General features: G+C 62.8%; 2 protein-coding genes. One reads left to right on the forward strand and one right to left on the reverse strand.

Features of this window, described 5'->3' with window-relative positions; all coding sequences use genetic code 11:
* Positions 1–523, forward strand: a 523-nt coding sequence (locus HP547_RS28860; RefSeq protein ID WP_172288913.1) for an FtsX-like permease family protein, incomplete at its 5' end; no start/stop codon positions are given.
* Positions 524–663: 140 nt separating this feature from the next.
* Here the strand turns inward: HP547_RS28860 and HP547_RS28865 are convergent.
* A partial coding sequence (locus tag HP547_RS28865) for an ATP-binding protein (RefSeq protein WP_256676478.1) occupies positions 664–1199 on the reverse strand: 536 nt, incomplete at its 5' end.

The following is a 1199-nucleotide window of genomic DNA, read 5'->3' on the forward strand; positions in this document are numbered from 1 at the left end:
GATTGTCGCCGGGTTGGGTGACGCCTACCGCGCTGACGACTGGTCGCACACCCAGGGCAGCCTGTTCAGCGCGATGAAAATGGAAAAGACCATGATCGGCCTGCTGCTGATGATGATCATCGCGGTGGCGGCGTTCAACATCATCGCCACCCTGGTGATGGTGGTGAACGACAAGGGGCCGGACATTGCCATTCTGCGTACCCTGGGCGCCACACCGGCGCAGATCATGGGCACGTTCATGGTCCAGGGCAGCCTGATCGGTGTTGTCGGCACGCTGATTGGCGGGGTGCTGGGGGTGATTGCGGCGTTCAACGTCAGCCAGATCGTCGGTTGGCTGGAGCGGGTGAGCGGGCAGCACATCTTCACTTCGGATGTGTACTTCATCAGCAGCCTGCCGTCGCAGTTGCAGTGGGGCGATGTGGCAATTATCTGCAGTGCTGGCCTGGTGATGAGTTTCCTGGCGACCATTTACCCGGCCTACCGGGCGTCGCAGGTGCAGCCGGCGATTGGCCTGGCGGTCTGATGTTTACCTGAGATTTTGGGGGCGCTTTGCGCCCCTTTCGCGACACAAGGCCGCTCCTACAGGAATCGCGCAAGTCTGCAAATACGCGGCCCCTTGTAGGAGCGGCCTTGTGTCGCGATGGGCTGCGAAGCAGCCCCGATTCACCGATCCTGGCTGAACCCGATCACAAACCGCGTCCAGCCACCCTCACACTCCGCCCGAATGCTCCCGCCATGCGCCTGCACGATCGACCGGGTGATCGCCAGCCCCAGCCCCGCATGCTCGCTGCTACCTTCCCGTCGCGCAGGGTCGACCCGGTAGAAGCGGTCGAACAATCGCGGTAACGCCGCCGCTTCAATGGACCCCCCGGTATTGGCCACGCTGATCTTCGGCCCCGCCTCCAGCGTCACCCGTATCTGCCCACCGGCCGGTGTGAACCGCAAGGCATTGTCGAGCAGATTGGACAGCGCACGGCGCAGCATATGCCGGTCGCCCTGCAGCAGGGCCTCACCCTCGCGGAGCATCTGCACATCGCTGTCCTCGGCCAGCGGCGCGTAATATTCAAGCAGTGCATCCACCTCTTCATGCAATGCCAGTGGCGCTTGACCAGGCACCAGCAGGCCATGGTCGGCCTTGGCCAGGAACAGCATGTCGTTGATCATCTGTGCCATCCACTGCAGCTCTTCGAGGTTGCCAT

The sequence above is a fragment of the Pseudomonas sp. CM27 genome (assembly GCF_013179515.1).
In the GTDB taxonomy this organism is placed as follows: domain Bacteria; phylum Pseudomonadota; class Gammaproteobacteria; order Pseudomonadales; family Pseudomonadaceae; genus Aquipseudomonas.